This window comes from Variovorax frigidus, assembly GCF_051216515.1.
Taxonomy (GTDB): domain Bacteria; phylum Pseudomonadota; class Gammaproteobacteria; order Burkholderiales; family Burkholderiaceae_C; genus Variovorax.
Map to the genome: position 1 here is coordinate 363,722 of NZ_JBPJZF010000003.1, position 14,054 is coordinate 377,775.

Sequence of the window (14,054 nt, forward strand, 5' to 3'; positions counted from 1 at the left end):
CCGTCCGCGCCCGGCGTTCCTACAATGCCGGGATGTCTCTTTTCGGCTCGCACGACGCTTTCGACGGCGCCCCCCCTTCCCCAGCGGCCGCCTCGCCCCTGCTCCACAACCTCAATGCCGAACAACTCGCCGCGGTCACGCTGCCCGAGGGCAACGCGCTGATCCTGGCCGGCGCCGGCTCGGGCAAGACCCGGGTGTTGACCACCCGCATCGCCTGGCTGCTCCAGACGGGCCAGGTCTCGCCCGGCGGCATCCTGGCCGTGACCTTCACCAACAAGGCGGCCAAGGAGATGGTCACGCGGCTGACCGCGATGCTGCCCATCAACGCGCGCGGCATGTGGATCGGCACCTTCCACGGCCTGTGCAACCGCTTCCTGCGCGCGCACTGGAAGCTGGCCAACCTGCCGTCGACCTTCCAGATCCTCGATACGCAAGACCAGCTCTCGGCCATCAAGCGGCTGATGAAGCAGTTCAACGTCGACGACGAGCGCTTCCCGGCCAAGCAGACCCAGTGGTTCATCTCCGGCGCCAAGGAAGAGGGCAAGCGCCCGGGCGACGTCGAGGTGCGCAGCGAGGAAGACCGCAAGAAGGTCGAGATCTACCAGCTCTACGAAGAACAGTGCCAGCGCGAAGGCGTGGTCGATTTCAGCGAGCTGATGCTGCGCAGCTACGAACTGCTGCGCGACAACGACCCCATCCGCGAGCACTACCAGCGGCGCTTCCGCCACATCCTGATCGACGAATTCCAGGACACCAACCGGCTCCAGTACGCCTGGATCAAGATGCTCTCGGGCGCCACGGTCGGCGGCCGCTTCGTGCCCGGCAGCAACAGCGTGATCGCGGTGGGCGACGACGACCAGAGCATCTACGCCTTCCGCGGTGCGCGCGTGGGCAACATGGCCGACTTCGTGCGCGAGTTCGACGTCTCGCGCCAGATCAAGCTGGAGCAGAACTACCGCAGCTACAGCAACATTCTCGACTCGGCCAATGCGCTGATCGGCCACAACACCAAGCGCCTGGGCAAGAACCTGCGCACCGAACAGGGCCCGGGCGAACCGGTGCGCGTCTACGAGTCGACCAGCGACTTCGCCGAGGCGCAGTGGATGGTCGAGGAGATGCGCCAGCTGGTGCGCGACGGCATCGCGCGCAAGGAGATGGCCGTGCTCTACCGCAGCAATGCGCAGAGCCGGGTGATCGAAACCGCGCTGTTCAATGCCTCGGTGCCTTACCGCGTGTACGGCGGCCTGCGCTTCTTCGAGCGCGCCGAAATCAAGCATGCGCTGGGCTACCTGCGGCTGCTGGAGAACAAGGACGACGACACCAGCTTCCTGCGCATCGTCAACTTCCCGCCGCGCGGCATCGGCGCGCGCAGCATCGAGCTGCTGCAGGATGCGGCGCGCGCGGCCGGCCACTCGCTGCACGACGCGGTGAGCGCGGTCGGCGGCAAGGCCGGTGCCAACCTGTCGGCCTTCGTCGCCAAGATCGACGTGCTGCGCGAACAGACCGTGGGCATCTCGCTGCGCGAGATCATCGAGCTGGTGCTCGACCACAGCGGCCTGATCGAACACTACAAGGCCGACCGCGAGGGCGCCGACCGGGTGGAGAACCTGGAGGAACTGGTGAACGCGGCCGAGAGCTTCGTCACGCAGGAAGGCTTCGGCCGCGATGCCGTGGCGCTGCCGGTCGACGAGCTGCGCCAGTCGCCCGCGAGCCAGGGACTGGACCCGAACCTGCCGGTCGTCGACGAACCGCTGGCCCCCGACGCCGAGACCGGCGAGACCCTTAGCCCGCTCGCGGCCTTCCTCACGCATGCGGCGCTCGAATCGGGCGACAACCAGGCGCAGGCCGGCCAGGACGCGGTGCAGCTCATGACCGTGCATGCGGCCAAGGGCCTGGAGTTCGACTGCGTGTTCATCACCGGCATGGAAGAGGGCCTGTTCCCGCACGAGAACTCGATGAGCGACCACGACGGCCTCGAGGAGGAGCGCCGCCTGATGTACGTGGCCATCACCCGCGCGCGCCAGCGCCTGTACCTGAGCCATTCGCAGACCCGCATGCTGCACGGCCAGACCCGCTACAACCTCAAGAGCCGCTTCTACGACGAACTGCCCGAAGCCTCGCTCAAGTGGCTCACGCCCAAGAACCAGGGCTTCAAGCCCTCGGCCTTCGGCTATGGCGGCGGCTACGGCAGCACGCGCATCGGCGCAGGCGGTGGCGGCTTCAACACCGACGCCTTCGCCAGCCCGCCCGTCCCGCCACAGAAGGCGCCACCCTCGCACGGCCTGCGCTCGGGCATGCAGGTGTTCCACAACAAGTTCGGCGAAGGCACGGTGCTGGCACTGGAAGGCAGCGGCGACGACGCCCGCGCCCAGATCAACTTCCCGCGGCACGGCGTGAAGTGGCTGGCGCTGTCGGTGGCGAAGCTCACGCCGGTCTGATCCGCCAGCAGCGCCCACCATCGGCGATGGTTGAGCGCTTGCAGCGCACTCTGTTCCAGGGACACCGCAGGACCGGCTCCGCCGGCCTGCCGGTGTCGCCCCCCTGCAAGGGGGGAGGGGCGCCAGCCACACGAAGTGGGCCAGCCCTTCGGGGGGTCAGTCTAGAAAACTGTCGCGGAACGTAAACCACGTGCTCGTGAAGAACATCGACGCCATCACCAGCGCCCCGCCCACCATCAGCGCACCGCCGGCGGCTGCCGCACCTTCGCCGACGAGTGCGGCGAACAGCGTGGCGACCAGGCTCAGCACGATGCCGGAGAGGATGAAGACACCGACCCAGGTCATGCCGAAGACGAACAGCGCGCCGAAGTTCTTGAAGCAGGCGATGAAGCTGAAGAACAGGCTCTTGGCAGGCGGCACGCCGTGCCAGTGCACCAGCGCCGGCGCGTGCCAGAAGGCCAGCGACAGCGGCAGGTACAGCGCCATGGCGATCCAGAGCGCGGCCTGGAACGAACCCGATTCGGCCATCTCGCGGCTGACGGTCTCGCCCATCAGGTAGACCCGGGCGAACTGGCCGCCATCGGCCAGCGCCGACACGCCCATCACCAGCAGGAACAGCACCGCGTAGAGCGCACCCAGCACCAGCATCGGGCGGATGCCGCTGCGGGCGGCGCTCAGCGCGGCCAGCAGCACGGCCGCCGCGGGCGGTTTCTCCCCCTTCTCGGTCTTGGCGGCTTCGGCGCTGGCGGCCATCAGGCCCAGCGTCATGGTCGGCAGCAGCATCAGCGCGATGGCGGTGCCGACCAGCGGCACCATCGAAGCGATCGACACCATCGCCATGAAGAAGAAGAACAGCGAGGCGAAAGCCAGCGGTCGCTTGGTGAAGGTCTGCAGCCCGCTGCGGACCCAGGTCGCACCCGTGCGGGCGGGGACTATGTTGAGTTTCATCGAATCCGTTCGTCTTCAGACCGCCATCGCGGCCGGCTGCGCGGACGCGTGCAGCGCCAGCGGTTCGCGGGCGCGCTCGCGCAGCACCCGCTCGAAATGCGTGGGATCGTGCGCCTGGAGCATGCTGGCTTCGCGCGGCAGGTGGAAATCCCAGAGGCGCGAGATCCAGAAGCGCAGCGCGGCCGCGCGCAGCATTGCGGGCAGCAGCGTGCGCTCGGCACCGGTCAGCGGACGCACCGCGAGGTAGGCCGAGAGCAGCGCCTCGGCGCGCAGCGGATCGGGCGTGCCGGTCGGCAGGTCGATCGCCCAGTCGTTGAGGCACACCGCCAGGTCGAACAGCCAGGTGTCGGTGCCGGCGAAGTAGAAATCGAACACGCCGCTGAGCCTGGGCGCGGCACCCTCGGTGCCGGCGTCGAACATCGCGTTGTCGCGGAACAGGTCGGCATGCACCGGTCCGCACGGCAGCGCGGCGTAGGCCGAAGAGGCGGCCACGTGGTTCTGGTAGGCCAACTCGGCCCGCAGCAGGGCGGCCTGCGGTGGGTCGAGGTAGGGCAGCACCACCGGCGCGGTGTCGTTCCACCAGCCCAGGCCGCGCAGATTGGGTTGCACGCGGTCGAAGTCGCGGCCCGCCAGGTGCATGCGCGCCAGCCAGTGGCCGAGTTCGGCGCAGTGCGCGGCGTCGGGCGCGAGCTGGCTGTGGCCGCTCAGGCGCTGGACCACGGCCGCGGGCTTGCCCGCCACCTTGTGCAGCAGCTCGCAGGGCGCGTCGGCGGCGGACGCGAGCAGGCCTGCCCTGGCCGGTGTGACGGCCGGGTCGGCCATGGGCTCGGGCACGGGAATGCCCCGGGCGGCCAGGTGCTTCATCAGGCACAGGTAATAGGGCAGCTGTTCGGGGCCAAGGCGCTCGAACAGGGTCAGCACGTACTCGCCCTGTTCGGTGGTGGCGAAGTAGTTGGTGTTCTCGATGCCGCCCTGGATGCCCTTGAGCGACTGCAGGGCCCCCAGGCCCAGGCGCTGCACGAGCGCGTCCGCTTCGTCGAACCCGACGTCGGTGTAGACCGCCACGCCGCTCAGAACTTCATCAGGTTCCAGACGCGGGGGCCGTTGCCGCCGCTGCTGGTCTCGGCCTGGCCCTGGCGCGAGCGGCCGCCGTCGTTGGGCAGCACCTCGTACGAGGGCACGTTGGCCTTGGGTTGCACCGTGATGCTCTGGGTCTGGCCGCCGTAGCGGACTTCGTCGACGCTGGCGCCGCCGTCCTCGACGTGGATGTTCTCGATTTTCTGGTTCCGTCGCCCCTCGGCCTTTTCCTCTTGCTGCTGCTGTGCGGCAGTCGGTGCCGGCTGCGGCGCGGGCTGGGCCTGGACGGCCGCAACGGGCAGGGCGCAGACGAAAGCCAGCAACGCGTGGCGGAGGAGGGAGGAGGTGGTGGGGGCCATTGCCCGATTGTAGGTGCGCTGCCGTATCCCGTCTGTCGGTGCGGGGCGCTTTTCGGTGTGCTGCGGCGGCGCGGCGCACGGGCGCCCGGGGCGGGCAAAATGGCCCGATGACCGACAAGAAAACGCTGCTGCTCGTGGATGGTTCGAGCTACCTCTATCGCGCCTTCCACGCCATGCCCGACCTGCGGGCCGTGCCCGGCGACCCCAAGAGCCCGGCCACCGGGGCCATTCGCGGAATGATCAACATGATGAGCGCGCTGCGCCGCGAGGTGCGTGCCGACTACGCGGCCTGCATCTTCGACGCGCCCGGCAAGACCTTCCGCGACGACTGGTACCCCGAGTACAAGGCCAACCGCTCGCCCATGCCCGACGACCTGCGCAGCCAGATCGACCCGATCCACGAGATCGTCCGGCTGCTGGGCTGGCCGGTGCTGACCGTCCCCGATGTCGAGGCCGACGACGTGATCGGCACGCTGGCCAAGATCGCCGCCGCGCAGGGCGTCGAGGTGATCGTCTCCAGCGGCGACAAGGACCTGAGCCAGCTGGTGGACGAACACATCACCATCATCGACACCATGAACGGCAAGCGGCGCGACGTGGCCGGCGTGACCGCCGAGTTCGGCGTGCCGCCCGACCTGATGATCGACTACCAGACGCTGGTGGGCGACACCGTCGACAACGTGCCCGGCGTGCCCAAGGTCGGGCCCAAGACCGCGGCCAAGTGGCTGCTCGAGTATGGCTCGCTCGACGCGCTGATCGAACGTGCCGCCGAGGTGAAGGGCGCGGCCGGCGAGAACCTGCGCCAGGCGCTCGACAAGCTGCCGCTGAGCAAGCGGCTGGTGACCATCCGCACCGACTGCGACCTGGCCGCGCACGTGAGCGGCCTGCCGTCGCTCGACGGCTTGCCGGTCGGCGCACCGCAGGCGGAATTGCTCAAGCCCCTCTACGAAACCTACGGTTTCAAGGGCCTGGTCAAGGCGCTCGAGGCGCAGGTGGTACCGCCCGAGCTGATCGAGGAAGAGAACGCCAAGAAGAAGAACGTCAAGGCCCGCACCGACCAGGGGGGCCTGTTCGACGAGCCTTCGGACCTCGATGCGCTCGAGGCCGCGGCGCCCGCGAGCAACCTCAAGTACGACACGATCACGACCTGGGAACAGTTCGATGCCTGGCTCCTGAAGCTCGAAGCCGCCGAGCTCGCGGCCATCGACACCGAGACCACCTCGCTCGACGAGATGGTCGCGCAGATCGTGGGCCTGAGCTTCAGCGTCGAGCCCGGCGAGGCGGCCTACGTCCCGCTCACGCACAACTACCCGGACGCGCCCGCGCAGTTGCCCATCGACGAGGTCCTGGCGAAGCTCAAGCCCTGGCTCGAGAACGGCGCGAAGAAGAAGCTGGGCCAGCACATCAAGTACGACCGCCATGTGTTCGCCAACCACGGCATCGAGGTGCAGGGCTATGCGCACGACACCATGCTGCAGAGCTACGTGCTCGAGGTGCACAAGCCGCACGGCCTGTCCAGCCTGGCCGATCGCCACCTGGGCCGCAGCGGCATTTCCTACGAGGACCTGTGCGGCAAGGGCGTGCACCAGATCTCGTTCAGCCAGGTCGACATCGCCAAGGCGGCCGAGTACTCCTGCGAGGACAGCGACCAGACGCTCGACGTGCACCGCGTGCTGTGGCCCCAGCTGCAGGCCGACGAAAAGCTGCGCTTCGTCTACCAGCTCGAGATGGATTCGAGCGAGACGCTCTACCGCATCGAGCGCAACGGCGTGCTGATCGATGCGCCCACGCTGTCGGCGCAGAGCCATGAGCTCGGCACGCGGATCATGGAACTCGAGCAGCAGGCCTACGAGATCGCGGGCCAGCCCTTCAACCTCGGTTCGCCCAAGCAGATCGGCGAGATCTTCTTCACCAAGCTGGGGCTGCCGGTGATCAAGAAGACGCCGAGCGGCGCGCCCAGCACCGACGAAGAGGTGCTGGAGAAGCTGGCCGAGGACTATCCGCTGCCGGCCAAGATCCTCGAGCACCGCGGTCTGTCGAAGCTCAAGGGCACCTACACCGACAAGCTGGGCCAGCTGGCCAACCCGCGCACCGGCCGCGTCCACACGCACTACGCGCAGGCGGTGGCCGTCACGGGCCGGCTGTCGAGCAACGACCCCAACCTGCAGAACATCCCGATCCGCACGCCCGAAGGCCGCCGCGTGCGCGAGGCCTTCGTGGCGCCCGCGGGCAGCGTGATCGCCAGCGCCGATTACTCGCAGATCGAGCTGCGCATCATGGCCCACATCAGCGGCGACGCATCGCTGCTGCGCGCCTTCACCGAGGGCATCGACGTGCACCGCGCGACCGCCGCCGAAGTGTTCGGTTCCACCCCCGACCAGGTGTCGAGCGAGCAGCGCCGCTATGCCAAGGTGATCAACTTCGGCCTGATCTACGGCATGAGCAGCTTCGGCCTGGCCAAGAACCTGGGCATCGAGACCAAGGCGGCGGCCTCGTACATCGAGCGCTACTTCGCGCGCTACCCGGGCGTGAAGGCCTACATGGACGAAACCAAGGCGCTGGCCAAGGAGCAGGGTTATGTCGAGACCGTGTTCGGCCGGCGTCTGTACCTGCCCGAGATCAACTCGCCCAACGGCCCACGCCGCGCCGGCGCCGAACGCGCGGCCATCAACGCCCCGATGCAGGGCACGGCGGCCGACCTGATCAAGCTCAGCATGGTCAAGGTGCAGGACGTGCTCGAGGCCGAGGGGCGCGGCACGAAGATGATCATGCAGGTGCACGATGAACTGGTGTTCGAAGTGCCCGAGGCGGAAGTCGAATGGGTTCGCACCGAGATCCCGCGGCTCATGGCTGGCGTGGCCGATCTCAAGGTGCCGCTGCTGGCCGAGATCGGCGTCGGCCCGAACTGGGACAAGGCGCATTGAGCCCGAGGCATGCCTTCGCCATGGCGGCCGCCCTTCTGGGGCTGGCCGCGGCGCCTGCCAGTGCGCAGCCGGCCGTGAAGGTGCCGCCCACCGGCGTTCGCCAATGCCTGGGCTTCCAGCCGGACGGCTGGCCCGCGCCGCAGGCTTGCACCGATGCCGGACCGTTGACGCTGGTGCCCAAGCAGGATGGCCTCCAGGGCGCGGGGCCGATGGCCTACGAGGCCGTGCCGGGGCAGCCGCTGACCGCCTGCGTGCGCGACCGCGTGTCCGGCCTCGTCTGGGAAGGCAAGCCCGACAGCGGCAAGCAACCCTGGCCCGTGCTGCGCGACGGCCCGGAGGGCTCGCCCCGCTTCGACACCGAGGGCTACGGTCCGCAGAACAAGCCGGTGCCCGGCAGCCGCGGCCACAGTGACGCCTATTCCTTCCACGGCGATGGCCGGCCGGGCGGAGCCCTGGCCTATGTGGCCGAGGTGAATGCGAGCCGGCTGTGCGGGTACGCGGACTGGCGCCTGCCCACCGTGGCCGAACTGCACGGCCTGGTCGACCTGGGCAAGGCGCGGACGGCCGATGTGCGCCCCGCGCGGCCGCTGGCCGAGCAGGCGCTCATCAATGCGCGCTGGTTCCCCAACACCGTGCCGGCGGTCTACCTGACGTCGGAGTGGCGAGACGATGCCAGCGTCTGGTGCGTGAACTTCGAGAACGCCCATGTCTACGACTGCGACCCCGACATGGCGCGCAAGCCGCCACCGCTCTTCGTTCGCCTGGTGCGGGGGCCGGCCGTGCCGACAACCGACCGCTGGCGCGAGTTGCCCGACGAGCGCGGCGTGGCCGGCGGTGCGGTCGAGGACCGCCACACCGGCCTGGTGTGGCGTCGCTGCGCGGAGCCGCAGGGCTGGAACGGCCGGCGCTGCACCGGGGGCGCCAGGCGCTACGACTATGTGCAGGCCTTGCAGCGCGCGAGCGCGCAAGCGGGCTGGCGCCTGCCCACGATCAAGGAAGTCAACAGCCTGGCGCAGCGCGAAGCCGAGCGCTTCGCGTTCCCCGCCACCGGCTTCCCGGCACCGGGCGATGACGCCCGGCGCGTGGGCCACTGGTCGTCCACCGTCTGCGACGCCCGCGCCGAAACGGAGTCCGCGCGGGCTTCGGTCAGCGCCTGGGTCTTGAGCGACAGCGGCACCCTCCACTGCGAGGCGCGCATCATGCACCTCGGGGTCCGGCTCGTGCGCGAGTGATCCCATCATCCCGATCAGAAACCAATACATGCCTTTTCATCCCGCCCGCACCTTCTTCGCCCGTGCATTGCTGCCGATGCTGCTGGCCGGCGCCGCCGCGGCAGCGCCCGACCCGCGCATCGCCGATCTGGCGGCCGCGCAGAAGCAGCCGCTGCTCGATTCGCTGGCGCAGCTGGTGGCCATCGAGTCCGGCAGCCGCGACCTCGAAGGCCTGGAGAAGATCTCCGACCTCATCGCCGCGAAATTCAAGGCCCTGGGTGGCGAGGTCGAGCTGATCGACCCGAGCGCCGAGGCCTACCGCATGGAAGACACGCCCGAGAAGCTGGGCCGCGTGGTGCGCGCCACCTTCAAGGGCACGGGCCAGAAGAAGATCCTGCTCATCGCACACATGGACACGGTCTACACCCGGGGCATGCTGGCCCGGCAGCCGTTCCGCATCGACGGCGACAAGGCCTACGGCCTGGGCATCGCCGACGACAAGCAGGGCATCGCGGTGATCCTGCACATCGTGTCGATGCTGCAGTCGATGCCGTTCAAGGACTACGGCACGCTCACCGTGCTCATCAACGGCGACGAGGAGATCAGCTCGCCCGGCGCGCGCGGGCTCATCACGCGCATGGGCGCAGAACACGATGCCGTCATGTCCTTCGAGGGGGCCTACGTCAAGGACGACAAGCTTTCGCTGGCCACGGCGGGCATCGCGTCCGTCACGCTGAACGTCACGGGCAAGGCTTCGCATGCGGGCTCCGCGCCCGAGATGGGCGTGAACGCGCTGTACGAGCTGTCGCATCAGATCCTGCAGATGCGCGACCTGTCCGACCCGGCTACGGGCCTCAAGATGAACTGGACCATCTCCAAGTCGGGCAGCAACCGCAATGTGATTCCGGCCAGCGCCACGGCCGGCGCCGACGTGCGCGTGCTCAAGGTCAGCGACTACGACCGCATCGAGCAGCAGGTGAACGAGCGCGTGAAGAAGCAGCTCATCCCCGAGGCCAGGGTTGAACTGAAATTCGAGCGCCGCCGCCCGCCGCTGGAAGCCACCGACGCCTCGCGCGCCCTGGCTGCCCATGCGCAGCGGATCTACAAGGACGAGCTCGGCCTGCCGCTGGGCGCCGACGACAAGGCGGCCGGTGGCGGCACCGACGCGGCCTTCGCGGCGCTCAAGACCAAGGCGCCCGTCATCGAGCGCTTCGGCCTGCAGGGCTTCGGCGCGCATTCGGCCGATGCGGAATACGTGCTGATCGATTCGATCGTGCCGCGCCTGTACCTGGGCATGCGGCTGATCATGGACATCGCCCGCGTGAAATGAGCTCGCCCCCAGTCTTCGCGCACTTCGTGTCGCTTCGCCAACCCCTTGCCGGGGGCAACACCTGTGGCCCGGCGAAGCCGGTTCCACGGTGTTCCACGAAGAAGTCATCCAGCCGCTGAGTCCTCATGCGCCTGCGCCACATCGAGGTCTTCAACGCGATCATGCTCACCGGCAGCGTGAGCGCGGCGGCGCGGCTGATCAACATCACGCAGCCGGCGGTCAGCCGCACATTGCAGCATGCGGAGCTGCAGCTGGGTTTTCCGCTGTTCCAGCGCGCCAAGGGTCGGCTCACGGCAACCACCGAGGCGCTCGCGCTGTACCCGCACATCGAACGCCTGTTCGCGCAGCTCGACGAGGTGCAGCGGCTGGCCTCGAATCTGCGCACCGCGGGTGACACCGGCGAGCTGCGCATCCTCAGCGTGCTGGCCTTGAGCTACGAGGTGCTGCCGCGCGCGCTCAAGATCTTTCGCGAAAAGCATGCGGGCGTGGCGGTGACGGTCGAGTCGCTGCACTCGCCGCAGATCCTGTCGGCATTGCTGTCGCAGCAGGCCGACGTGGGTTTCGCGTTCAGTCCGGCGGTGCACCCCTCGCTGTTGCAGGAGACGCTGGCCGACAGCCGCATGGTGTGCATCGCGCCCAAGGGCATGCTGCCGCGCGCGCTGGTGCGCAACGGCTCGGTGGCGCTGCACGACCTGGCCGAGCGGCCGGTGGTCGGCCTCGACAGCCGCGACCCCGTGGGCACCAGCCTGAGCCAGGCCTGCCGCCAGGCCGGCGTGGGCTTTCACCAGGCGGTGGTCACGGTGCAGACCTACCACGCGGCACTGGCCATGGCGCATCACGGCCTGGGCGTGGCGCTGGTCGACGGCTGCACGGCCGCCTCGGCCGACCGCGCCAAGGTCGATGTGCTGGCGCTGGAGCCGCACATCCCGGTGCCGATCCGCGCACTGCGCCTGTCGGGCCGGCCCGATTCGGTGGTGGTGCGCGCGATCACGCTGGCGATGCGGCAGGCGATCGAGCAGATGGGGGCGTGAGCCCGTCGTTCACATTCACGCCATAATCCCGCCCCATGTCCACCCTGCGCCGCATCACCTTCCTGCACCGTTGCGTGCTGGCCTGGTTCCTGCTGTCGCTGGGCGTGGCGGTCGCCGCGCCGATCGTGCATCCGCAGGCGATGGAGCTGGTGTGCTCGACGGCCGGCATGATCAAGGTGATCGTGCAGACCGACGATGGCGCGCAGGAGCTGGGCAGCGTCGGCACCGACTGCCCCTTGTGCCTGCTGGCCGGTGCACCGCCGCCCACCCTCGAACCGATGCAGATCGCGATGCCGCTGCCCCTGGGCCGTGCGCTGCAGTCGATCCCCGCGGCGCGCATCGCCGCGGCCACCGCCGCGCCGCTGCCGGCGCGCGGGCCGCCCCACCTTTCCTGAAGTCCCATCGCTGCATCCCTCGCGGGCCTTGATGGCGCGCGTGCGGCTGCACCCTCGAGGCTCCGCGACCGCCCGATATTTGAATCGGCGGCTTCGCGGCAAGCGACTGCGCATCGCGTGGTCGCGTTCTTCAGTGAGTGAGTGTTTTCCATGTCCCGTTCTTCTTCCGTCGACCGCGCCCTGCGCGCGCGTCGCTCTCTTCTGGCCGCCGCATCGCTGATGGCGTGCGTCGGCGCGATGGCCCAAAGCGCCACGGCCTCGCTGCCGCAGGTCGAGGTCACCGACGACGCGCCGCGCGGCAACGGCCGGCTCAACCTCGACACGCAAGCCGAGACCGGCAGCCGGCTGGGCCTGAGCGTGCGCGAGACGCCGGCCTCGGTCACGGTGGTCAACCGCGCCACCATCGACGCGCGCGGCGCGCAGGACACGCAGGAGATCCTGCGCGCGGTGCCCGGCATCACGGCCCACAACGCGCCGGGCTCGATCGGCGTGAGCTACCGCGGCTTCGGCAGCGGCTCGCTGTCGCAGATGTTCAACGGCATCAACGTGCAGTATTCGATCGCGGCGCGACCGGTCGACAGCTGGATCTACGACCGGGTCGAGGTGATCGGCGGGCCGTCGAGCTTCCTGTTCGGCGCCGGCGGCGTGGGCGGCTCGATCAACTACATCACCAAGACGGCCGAGCGCAGCGATTTCTCCGAAGTGCAATTGCGCGCCGGCAGCGACGACCTGAAGGAAGCCTCGGTCGGCCTCAACCGCCGCATCGCGGGCGATGGCGGCGCGGGCAGCCACTACCTGCGCATCGACCTCAACCACCGCGACGCCGGCAGCTGGACCGACGGCACCGATGCGCGCTCGACCCAGCTGGCCGCCTCGCTGCTGTCGGACCTCGGCGGCGGCCTGACCCACACGCTGGCCTATGAATACCAGAAGGAGCAGGTCGGCCGGCCTTACTGGGGCACGCCGGTGCTCAATCCGGCCGTCGGCACGCTGCGCGTCGACGCGGCCACGCGCTTCAAGAACTACAACAGCGCCGACGGCATCTACGCGCAGGAAGTGCAGTGGCTGCGCTCGATCACCGAGCTGCGTGCCAGCGACACGCTGCAGTTCAAGAACACCTTCTACGTCTACGACGCGCTGCGCGACTACCGCAACGTCGAGAGCTACCGCTTCAACGCGAGCAACACTGCGGTGATCCGTTCAGCTGCGTTTCTGCAGCGCCACGACCAGCAGGTGGTGGGCGACCGCATCGACGGGCTCTACAACGGCCGCATCGGCGGGCTGCGCAGCGATTGGTCCTTCGGGCTCGACCTGAGCCGCAACCGGCAGACACGCTTCCCGAACAGCCTGCCGGCCACCGTGAGCACGGTGAACCCCTACCAGTTCGCGACCGAGAATTTCTTCAACGTGCCGCGCATGCAGCCGGGCTTCAACCCCGACCGCAACAATGAGATCAAGACCACCGCGCTCTACCTGGAAAACCGCACCGCGCTGCGGCCCGCGCTCAATCTCGTGACCGCGCTGCGCCACGAGCGCATCGACCTCGCGCTCACGAACCAGCGCGCGGTCACGGCCGCCAGCCCCGCGAGCTTCAGCCGCAGCTACAGCCCGACCACCGGCCGCATCGGCCTGGTCTGGGATTTCGCGCCGGGCGCCAACCTCTACGCGCAGTACGCGACCGCGGCCGACCCGCCCTCGGGTGTGCTGTCGACGGCCTCGTTCTCCGACGTGATGAACAACAGCGAACTCACGACCGGACGCCAGTTCGAGCTCGGCAGCAAGCTGGACTTCTGGCAGGGCAAGGGCACGGCCACGGTCGCGGCCTACGACATCACGCGCAAGAACATCGCCACGCAGGACCCGAACAACAGCGCCCTGACGGTGGGGGTGGGCCAACAGTCGGCACGGGGCGTCGAGGTGGCGGTGGGCCTGCAGCCCACGGCGCAATGGTCGCTGCAGGGCAACTTCACCTATGTCGACGCGCAGTACGACCAGTTCCGCCAGGGCGGTGTGTCGTTGGCCGGCAAGACGCCGATCAACACGCCGTCGACCGTGGCGAACCTTTGGGTGTCGTACGCCTTCACGCCGGCCGTGCAGGCCAGCGTGGGCGTGCGCCGCGTCGGCAAGGTCTACGCAGACGCGGCCAACACCATGACCTGGCCGGCCTACACGCTGCTCGACCTGGGCCTGAGCTGGAGGATCAACAAGTCGGTCACGCTGATCGGTCGCGTGCGCAACGCCACCGACAAGCTCTACGCGGCCAACGTGAGCAGCACCCAGGCCTACCTCGGCGCGCCGCGCACGGCGGACCTCACGCTGCGCGCGGCGTTCTGAGGGCCAT

The 14,054-nt window shown here is 68.9% G+C and carries 10 protein-coding genes; 7 read left to right on the forward strand and 3 right to left on the reverse strand.

Annotated elements, in window-relative coordinates; translation table 11 throughout:
• Nucleotides 1-32 precede the first annotated feature (32 nt).
• The gene (locus ACSFBC_RS11055; protein ID WP_435510368.1) at nt 33-2,438 is read left to right on the forward strand and encodes a UvrD-helicase domain-containing protein; all 2,406 of its coding nucleotides are present in this window, start codon (nt 33-35) and stop codon (nt 2,436-2,438) included.
• Between the two features lie 156 nt (nt 2,439-2,594).
• Here the strand turns inward: ACSFBC_RS11055 and ACSFBC_RS11060 are convergent, their stop codons facing one another.
• Genes ACSFBC_RS11060 through ACSFBC_RS11070 form a run of 3 tightly spaced genes read right to left on the reverse strand, consistent with a single transcriptional unit; the run spans nt 2,595 to nt 4,822 of the window.
• Nucleotides 2,595-3,386 carry a BPSS1780 family membrane protein gene (locus ACSFBC_RS11060; RefSeq protein WP_435510369.1) on the reverse strand — a complete coding sequence of 264 codons (792 nt, stop codon included), beginning with the start codon at nt 3,384-3,386 and terminating at the stop codon, nt 2,595-2,597.
• A 15-nt stretch (nt 3,387-3,401) separates the two neighbouring features.
• Nucleotides 3,402-4,451 (reverse strand): homoserine kinase, encoded by a 1,050-nt coding sequence (locus ACSFBC_RS11065; RefSeq protein ID WP_435510370.1) that lies wholly within the window; start codon nt 4,449-4,451, stop codon nt 3,402-3,404.
• Between the two features lie 5 nt (nt 4,452-4,456).
• Nucleotides 4,457-4,822: a hypothetical protein gene (locus tag ACSFBC_RS11070; protein ID WP_435510371.1), complete on the reverse strand. Its 366-nt coding sequence runs from the start codon at nt 4,820-4,822 to the stop codon at nt 4,457-4,459.
• A gap of 107 nt (nt 4,823-4,929) precedes the next feature.
• On the opposite strand from ACSFBC_RS11070, the gene polA reads away from it, so the two are divergent.
• From polA to ACSFBC_RS11100, 6 genes are all read left to right on the forward strand, one after another.
• Nucleotides 4,930-7,746, forward strand: a complete 2,817-nt coding sequence (polA, locus tag ACSFBC_RS11075; protein ID WP_435510372.1) for a DNA polymerase I — start codon at nt 4,930-4,932, stop codon at nt 7,744-7,746.
• 20 nt (nt 7,747-7,766) lie between these two features.
• Nucleotides 7,767-8,978: an Lcl C-terminal domain-containing protein gene (locus ACSFBC_RS11080; RefSeq protein ID WP_435510373.1), complete on the forward strand. Its 1,212-nt coding sequence runs from the start codon at nt 7,767-7,769 to the stop codon at nt 8,976-8,978.
• 28 nt (nt 8,979-9,006) lie between these two features.
• A complete protein-coding gene (locus tag ACSFBC_RS11085; RefSeq protein ID WP_435510374.1) occupies nt 9,007-10,287 on the forward strand; it encodes a M20/M25/M40 family metallo-hydrolase in 1,281 nt (426 codons plus the stop codon).
• A 125-nt stretch (nt 10,288-10,412) separates the two neighbouring features.
• Entirely contained in the window at nt 10,413-11,318 is a 906-nt protein-coding gene (locus tag ACSFBC_RS11090; RefSeq protein WP_435510375.1) for a LysR family transcriptional regulator, read from the forward strand.
• Nucleotides 11,319-11,353: 35 nt separating this feature from the next.
• Nucleotides 11,354-11,713, forward strand: a complete 360-nt coding sequence (locus ACSFBC_RS11095) for a DUF2946 family protein (protein ID WP_435510376.1) — start codon at nt 11,354-11,356, stop codon at nt 11,711-11,713.
• 219 nt (nt 11,714-11,932) lie between these two features.
• A complete protein-coding gene (locus tag ACSFBC_RS11100) occupies nt 11,933-14,047 on the forward strand; it encodes a TonB-dependent receptor (protein WP_435510645.1) in 2,115 nt (704 codons plus the stop codon).
• The last annotated feature ends 7 nt before the right edge of the window (nt 14,048-14,054 follow it).

Excerpts from the sequence above, each read along its gene's own strand:
- ACSFBC_RS11055 (WP_435510368.1), top strand. The coding sequence starts at position 33 with ATGTCTCTTTTCGGCTCGCACGACGCTTTCGACGGCGCCCCCCCTTCC.
- ACSFBC_RS11080 (WP_435510373.1), top strand. The coding sequence starts at position 7,767 with ATGGCGGCCGCCCTTCTGGGGCTGGCCGCGGCGCCTGCCAGTGCGCAG.
- ACSFBC_RS11090 (WP_435510375.1), top strand. The coding sequence starts at position 10,413 with ATGCGCCTGCGCCACATCGAGGTCTTCAACGCGATCATGCTCACCGGC.
- ACSFBC_RS11095 (WP_435510376.1), top strand. The coding sequence starts at position 11,354 with ATGTCCACCCTGCGCCGCATCACCTTCCTGCACCGTTGCGTGCTGGCC.
- ACSFBC_RS11100 (WP_435510645.1), top strand. The coding sequence starts at position 11,933 with ATGGCGTGCGTCGGCGCGATGGCCCAAAGCGCCACGGCCTCGCTGCCG.
- polA (WP_435510372.1), top strand. The coding sequence starts at position 4,930 with ATGACCGACAAGAAAACGCTGCTGCTCGTGGATGGTTCGAGCTACCTC.
- ACSFBC_RS11070 (WP_435510371.1), bottom strand. The coding sequence starts at position 4,822 with ATGGCCCCCACCACCTCCTCCCTCCTCCGCCACGCGTTGCTGGCTTTC.
- ACSFBC_RS11085 (WP_435510374.1), top strand. The coding sequence starts at position 9,007 with ATGCCTTTTCATCCCGCCCGCACCTTCTTCGCCCGTGCATTGCTGCCG.
- ACSFBC_RS11060 (WP_435510369.1), bottom strand. The coding sequence starts at position 3,386 with ATGAAACTCAACATAGTCCCCGCCCGCACGGGTGCGACCTGGGTCCGC.